Genomic DNA, 7,334 nt, shown 5'->3' with positions numbered 1-7,334 from the left:
GCCATGGTCGATATCGATGAGGAAGGTAAGGTGAAAGTTATTTCGGGGGAAAGACGCGAGTTAATCGCTCCCGTGATCGAATAAATTCTCACTGGAATTAGTTAAATACAGGGTGGGCTTTTTGCTCACCTTTTCTCGTAAAAATAGGGAAAAAGTGCGATGAAAGTCTGGGTTGTGGGTTGTGTTTTGTTATTTTTGTTGGTGGAGTTTTATCAATGGGCCAAGGGGTTTATTTTACCGTTACCTCTTTATATTTTTGCCGGAGCTTTATTATCGATCGCTTCTAATTATTCTCAAGATATGAGCAATTTATTTGCTGGAAATGAACAGGTTTATCAAACTGCTAGTTTAAGTGATGTTCCTCCTATTTTGACGGCAGAAACCGCAATTACCAGCCTAGAAGCGGCAGCATCGGAGGATAGTAAAAAGCTATCAAATTAGGCGGTTTTGTAGAATTGCCATGTCATAACTAACCTGAGTTCAGGATAAGCCGAAACCCTAATTTTACCTCAGCCAGTCAGCCCTATTCTTTCCTGGAAGTCATGGCAAAATCTCCTTAACCCGAACTGAAGTTATCTACTCCCCGCGCAACTACCGAACCGGGTTTTTTGCATCGAGAATACATGAAGCATCTAAGAGGATAATATTTTTTGATTCGACAACCGAACAACTCTTGCTTAACTGGGATAAAACGAGGGGGGTTCCCGCTTGCAGTCTTTCTACCGCATCAGAAGTTACCGATCCAAAGGATTGAAGGCCAACTTTATCGATTGGGTAGTCTGGGGAAAAAGCGGAGCGATCGAGTAACCAAAAACGAATGTTATTTTTCTGGATAAAGTTCTGCACGGCAGTCAGATCGGGACTATATTGGGCCTCGATCAAGTCGATATATCTTTGGCGAAGTTTTTCATAGAATAACAAGTTATAGGGTTCTAAGGAGTCTCGGTGGACAAACACGGGACGCAGGGCAAAGGAGGGAATATTATCACCCTCTAGGGAGAGAGAAGCCACGAGACTATCTTTCGGCTGTTTAGCTAAAAACTGATAAAGCTCCGGTTCTTTTCCCGTAATATAGCTAACTTTTGGGAAAAAATAGTATTTTTTCAGAGAGAGCGGATACAGTAGTGCGGATACCGCAATAACGATGAGCATTATATAGGTTAAAAAAACTCTCGATAAGCAAACTTCTCTTGCGGGAAGTGTTTTTTTTCTATCTCTTCCGACAAAATAAAGTAATCCTAATATTTGGATGACCATCAGTCCAGTCAGCAAGAGCGAGCGAGTTCGATTGAAATAAAGAATCGGCAGGTAGGAATAAATCATTGCTACTTGAAGTAGGAGAAAGATAATGATGGTTATTCCACTTGCTATAGTCTTTTTAGCCCCCCATTCTAACAGTTTATCGATCAGCATCGATAAAGCGATTCCCCCCGCAATAGCGAAAACTATCCTTAGGCTATGTTCCGTGTATCTTTGCGGTAAATATAGCTTGAAGAGGACAGCGTGAGAGATTAGATAAAAGGCGATCGAGGAAAGCAAAATTTGTGGCAGGATAAATCGTGCGCTCGTGATTCGTTCCACTAGAGAAAAATGGGAGCGATAATAGAGGATAATCGGCAAGGCTAGTCCGAGTAGAATTTGAGGTGGTAAGAGGAAAAATTTTCTCTTGAAGGGGTTAAAAATACACCAATCTCTCGGGAAAAAACCGCTATAATCATTACAGGTCCAAAAGGTCAGCGGCTCTCGATGAAAAAATCCGATTTTACCATCTTGTCCGAACTCTGACAAATTTCGAGCTTCCGCCAGAGAAACCATGGCTCCATAGTCACTACTTTTGAAAAGATATGTCAGTAAGATTAAAAATACAACCAGCAAGCTGACTATACAAAAAACAATCTCTTTTCGGTCTGTAGTCAAACGCAATCTTTGGTTATTCCAGGAGAAGAGACGGAGAACTAAGACTCCAGAAGCAACCAGAACCGAAGGAGGGTAAAAGAAAGCCAGTAAAATTAAAGAGAGTAAACAAGGAATCGTGGAAGAGCGAAGTAAGTAATAGATAAAGGCCAGAAAAAGAGGGTATAAAAAGCCTCTTGGGGTACCGGAACCTAAATCATCTTTTAACCACAGATTTTGATTGAGAAATAGTGTAGAGATAAATCCAGCCAAAGGTACGGGCAGAATTTGTAGGGAGACTCGATAGCAATAAATGGTAGATATTAAACCTAGGGCGATCGGTACGAGCTTATTAAAAAGTATGGCGTTTATCCCCACCATTGACATCAATTTATAAAGACTTGCTAAGGCCGAAGGAGTCGCCCATTGATAATAGTTCATCAGGAAATCATCAGGAAAAAGCTCTGAATCGGAGAAACGCATCATCCAAACGATAAGACGGCGCGCATCGTCTTGAATGCTGTACTCGCTACCGAAAGCGACTTGTAAGAATAAGAGACTGTACAAAATAGAGAATACGATGCTGAGACTGAACCAGAAGGTTCTGGAAAGCATAAATTCTCTTAGAGGAGTTAAATCTAAAAAATGCGAACTCTTTGTCTGCATAACTACCTTTACGTTTTATACAAGTATTTTACATTTAATACGGATACCATCTATCCTGAAATGGCCGTGGAAGAAGTCAAGGAAGAAAATAATCTTGAAGAACTAGGATGATCGTCGATTTCTTGCTATTTTCGAGCATAAAAATTTAACAGTAACATATAAGTTTAGAAGCGATAAAGCCGATAACAATGAATTACTGGGAAAGAGATAGCGTGAGGGAGCGGGGAAAAATGCCATGTCAACTACAGTATACAAAAATAGACGAAGCAGTATGATAGATAAAGTGAAAGAAATAATAAGAATGTATCGATCAAGGAGCGGTGAGTGAATAGAAGTAGCCAAATAATACACAAATAATGCTATAAAAGAAATAATACCGAGAATATTGATGAGATGAATTAAGGGAGTTAAGCGTTTTAAATAGGCAATAAGATATTTGTTTAAATTCTTCTGGTTGATTAGGTGGGTTCTACGATGGGCTACTCGATTAAATACTGATTCCATTTCAGGAGTCACACGTTTGTCATCTGTATTTTGTAAAAATCTTTCGCTAACTCGGGGAAAGACTAAATATCCCGTAGTTGTAGTTAATGAGCGTTTAAATTTAGACAGCCAATAACCGATATCTATTTCATTAAAAGAAAAAGCCTTAGGTTTAATTTTTTTATGTTGAAATGCCGTTTCAAGCTCATAATTTATTTTTTCAAAAACTTGGTAAGCGCTTCTGTTATTGGTATCTGTTATTTGATTAGCAGCTACTATTACTGACCATTGAACCCAATCAATAGGTAATTCTACATTAGTATCTTTTCCACCCCTGCTAGTAATTTTAGTTGCTAATTCTTTTTCAATTAATGGTTTTAGTTTACTAAATGTAGGACTAACTTGATAAGCTATTAGTAATTGTTGTCGATTGATAGTGATCAAATTAAAATTATCTCGATTCTTACCATCATCTATACTCCGAATTTTCACAAAAGTTCCCAGAACAGCTTGAGAACTAGGCAGAGAAAGTGCGGGTACTCCCAGAAAAAAACCATTCAAGAGAGTAAAAAACATAGTAATTAATAAACTTATAGCAATGGGAATAATACAAATCGGCAAAGCTTCTCGAATAGCTCTTGCTATATTGATTCTATTTCTTAATACGAGAATAACAAAAACAACTAGGTAACTCAGCAAGAACACTATCTGCTCTGGACGGGTAATGAATATTATTCCTAAACACAATCCACCAAGAACAGAAAATATTAGTTTCCTCGCTAAATTTTCTGACATAACAGTTATGACAGTCAAAGCCAAAAGAATATGATATAAACTAATGGCTATTGTTTCAGTTAAAATAGTATTGAACCACAGAAAAGTTGTTACATGAAAAGTTAAAATAGCAAAAATAGCTATACATATCAGTCGAGGTATTTTCAAGCGACGAAAACTATAAACTAATAAAATATTAGATAAAATATAAAAAATCTCATGACTGATTCGCAGAGGAAAATTAAGTAGACTGGAAAACAGTATAAATATAGAGTAGCCTTGGCTATGTCCTGATAATTCATTTAACTCTCCATTATTTGTAGGAAACCAAATTTTTTGATTTGCCATTAGGATATAGCCCCAAGAATCTTTTGGAAGGGCTAAAACTTCACTATTTCTAATCAGAAAAAATTTCGCAGCAATTAGAAATAGTAAAGTCAAGAGAAAGTATTGTTTCTTGCCATCTATAAGCTTTAGAACCCTCTTAAATGTTACTTTATTAGAAGATTGAGTACTAGAGTGATTGTTATTGATGCTTAACATTTGCTTAGTTGATAGGTTGATTAGGAAAAATGGTAATGAATTATCTGGTAATTTTGATGGCAAAAAATCTTAAATAAAGACCACTATTTTCGATTAAAAGTCCATCTCTTGTGAATTAAGAAATTGTAAATCGACATACCAATACTGATGACCAAGTTTGACAGTATATACCAAATCCTGAAAATATCAACGAATACATACATTAAACCTAAGATAATTAATGAACTAGATAACATAACCGTGTGGTATTTTATCAACTCTTTAAAAACAGATTTAATGGTTCTAGTTTTATCGGGTTTAAAAGTATAACGCTTATTCAGATAAAATCCCAAGCTGTTAACAGTAATCATTAAAATTATTGTAGAAATTAGATAATGAAACTTAAGTATTGTCGTCAATAAATACAGCCAAAAAACATTTTGAATTGTACAAAATAATCCCACCAATAAAAATTTAAAAAAACCACTTTTAAATAATGTTTTTGATCTTTGCATTAGCTATCATTCCTATAAAAATTTGGGGCAGGACATCAGTGTCAACACTTTAGTTGACTTGATTCAATTTGGCTCTCATTCTAGCCATAATTCTCTCTAGGATTCTTGAGTCTCTAAAGAATTTGTATATACCCAAGAAACCTAAGGAAAATAATCCCTGTACCAAAAAACTTATTTTAACTTTTTTACCATGAATAATAGAAGCCAACGCTATGTTAACTTCTTTAGAGAAGTTAGCAATTTTCCTAATTTTACTCTTGGTTTGACTAGAAGTATTCCATGCTTCTAGATGCTCATCGATAACAGATTCTAACTGTTGTCGAAAATCTTGGATGTAAGAGCTACGAGTAACGGTTTGGGAATGAGAATGAATGCGAAAGACTGATAAGGGTTTGGGATAGTATATTATCTGTCCATATTGAGCTAATTTTAGCCAAAAATCCCAATCAGCCGTGTACCATAGTTTTTCATCCAAACCACCTACTTTTAAAGCCATCTCTCTCTTAAAAATTGGTGCGGGAATAGAGATAAAATTCTGCACTAACAATTTACCAATCATTTGCTCCGAACTAATCATTATTGGATAAGAAGGTAGAGGACATCGCCAGAGTCCTAATTTTTGCCCTTGTATATTGACAAATATAGAAGGATTAAGAATTAAATTGGCCTCGGGAAATTGAAGGGTCTGCTTTTTTAAAATCATCAATCTCTGGGGTAGCCACATATCATCTTGATGTAAAAAGCAGACATAATCAGATCGGGCCATATTCAGCAGATAATTAGTATTAGCTACCCAGTTTTTTTGCGGTTCCCTTGTAACAACTTTTAGGGGAATTTTGGTTTGAAAATACTTGAGTATTGCCAGGGTTTCATCTGTTGAGCCATCATCAATAGCCAGACACTCTATATCAAAATCATCTTGAATAGCAATAGAGTTTAGGGCTTTTGCCAAATATTTTTCCCCATTGTAAGTGGGAATTAAAACTGACAGCCAAGGTTTACTCATATTCTTTGCTCTGGTAATTTTATTTCTCTTTTTGACTTAAGGAGACAAATTCATTATACTTAAATAATTTGCCCACCATTCGCGGAAAAGGGAAAGAGTATTGTTGAATAATTTTGGAATCAAGTTCTCTAGCAATTGCTTTCAATTTAGCAAAATTCATAAATTCTACATGGGTTGCATCACTCTTGAAACCGGCTTCTTGAGGAGTTATTATAACTAATTTGCCGTGATTTTTTAACAAATAAACATAGTCATTAAGTAAACTAATTACCTCTAAGTAACTCATGTGTTCTGCAACGTGAGCTAATAAAATAGAATCAAATTTTTCTGGTTCATCAAATGATGACTGTTGAAATTCCTCTGGTGTAAAAGCCGTAAAGCCCCTAGCCCGGCAGACTTCAACTGAGTGAAAATTGTGGTCAATACCAATTCCATTTCCTTTCAGATTCATCAGATTACGGCCTATTCCACAACCAATATCGAGAGTAAAACCTAAATTTAACCTCTGAAGATTCCAACGGTAAGGAGCTTGAACATCCAATATTTCTTTCCATTTTGCCGTCTGTTTATTCAGCAATCGTTCGGAGTAGGACTGATTTTTTGTATCCTGATTAAAGGGATTGATTTTCCTGTTCATAAGTTTTCTGGGCGACTAGAGAAGGGAGCTACAACTAGGGATAATTCTGGGTAGGTTAATTATTTTCTCTTCAGTTCCAAAACACTTAAAAAGAAACTGGAAAAAATCACCTGTACTCCCAACGCTAAAGCGGTTACGGAAGGAATGACAATTCGCATGGTCACGGCTGGATCTAAGGCTCCATAAAGTTGTGCATTCCAAGTATATAAAGCATACACCGAACCGCCTATACCTAGTAAAAATGAAATTACGCCAATGATCAATCCCACCTCCAGATTAATATAACGCAAAAATCGCTTTAACTTGCGGTCTTCCGGTAATAAACCTTCGCTGATAGCAAAAGCTTTTGTGAAGACGGCAAAACTGACGATTTGAAAGCCAATAATCAAAGCTGTGGCTGAATAGAGAAGGGTGTGAACTTTCGGTTGGGTCATAAACCAAATCGTCGCCACAAATCCCAGAAACATTAAAGCCAGTCCGGGATAGAGAAACAACCAACGAGGACTATACATTAAGAGAAATCGGAGATGTCGCCAGCCATCGCGCCAAGTTTTTAGGTGGGGGGGACGACTGCGACCGTCAGGGGATAAAGTGGTTGGTACTTCGGTAATTTTTAGGCCGTAGAGAGATGCTTTCACCACCATCTCGCTGGCGAATTCCATGCCAGTGGTGCGTAGGTTCAATTGTTCGATCGCCCGTTTACCGAAATTTTGGGTTAAAGCCCCGTCCTTTTAGGACGGCTTTTTAAACTATATCTTGTTAACTTAACTTTTATTGTGCTATACTGATTTTGTCTAAGTCCCCCCTGCGTAAAATGTTTGTCTTAGAGTTTAAAGTT

7 protein-coding genes and 1 pseudogene are annotated in these 7,334 nt (G+C 36.8%); 2 read left to right on the top strand and 6 right to left on the bottom strand.

Going from position 1 to position 7,334, the window contains the following annotated elements; all coding sequences use genetic code 11:
* The first annotated feature begins 159 nt into the window (after positions 1-159).
* Positions 160-441 carry a hypothetical protein gene (locus IM477_RS11850; protein WP_002756706.1) on the top strand — a complete coding sequence of 94 codons (282 nt, stop codon included), beginning with the start codon at positions 160-162 and terminating at the stop codon, positions 439-441.
* A 150-nt stretch (positions 442-591) separates the two neighbouring features.
* Here the strand turns inward: IM477_RS11850 and IM477_RS11845 are convergent, their stop codons facing one another.
* Complete coding sequence (locus tag IM477_RS11845; RefSeq protein WP_287731852.1) at positions 592-2,508, bottom strand: hypothetical protein; 1,917 nt, start codon at positions 2,506-2,508, stop codon at positions 592-594.
* Positions 2,509-2,538: 30 nt separating this feature from the next.
* On the opposite strand from IM477_RS11845, the gene IM477_RS11840 reads away from it, so the two are divergent.
* Positions 2,539-2,670 (top strand): hypothetical protein, encoded by a 132-nt coding sequence (locus tag IM477_RS11840; protein WP_287731850.1) that lies wholly within the window; start codon positions 2,539-2,541, stop codon positions 2,668-2,670.
* On the opposite strand, the gene IM477_RS11835 is transcribed toward IM477_RS11840, so the two are convergent.
* The 5 genes and pseudogenes from IM477_RS11835 to IM477_RS11815 all read right to left on the bottom strand — a co-directional run.
* Positions 2,662-4,359 (bottom strand): hypothetical protein, encoded by a 1,698-nt coding sequence (locus IM477_RS11835; protein WP_287731849.1) that lies wholly within the window; start codon positions 4,357-4,359, stop codon positions 2,662-2,664. The two genes, IM477_RS11840 and IM477_RS11835, sit on opposite strands and share 9 nt — an antisense overlap.
* Positions 4,360-4,442: 83 nt before the next feature.
* On the bottom strand, positions 4,443-4,853 hold the full coding sequence (locus IM477_RS11830; protein WP_287731848.1) for a GtrA family protein: 411 nt from the start codon (positions 4,851-4,853) through the stop codon (positions 4,443-4,445).
* 49 nt (positions 4,854-4,902) lie between these two features.
* Positions 4,903-5,859, bottom strand: a complete 957-nt coding sequence (locus tag IM477_RS11825) for a glycosyltransferase (RefSeq protein ID WP_287731847.1) — start codon at positions 5,857-5,859, stop codon at positions 4,903-4,905.
* Positions 5,860-5,878: 19 nt separating this feature from the next.
* Entirely contained in the window at positions 5,879-6,496 is a 618-nt protein-coding gene (locus IM477_RS11820; protein WP_287731846.1) for a class I SAM-dependent methyltransferase, read from the bottom strand.
* A 59-nt stretch (positions 6,497-6,555) separates the two neighbouring features.
* Positions 6,556-7,209, bottom strand: a pseudogene (locus IM477_RS11815) (glycosyltransferase family 2 protein); the annotation flags it as partial.
* Positions 7,210-7,334 lie beyond the last annotated feature (125 nt).

The organism is Microcystis sp. M090S1 (assembly GCF_020246295.1).
Taxonomy (GTDB): domain Bacteria; phylum Cyanobacteriota; class Cyanobacteriia; order Cyanobacteriales; family Microcystaceae; genus Microcystis; species Microcystis aeruginosa.
This window is presented reverse-complemented; position numbering and strand designations above follow the sequence as displayed.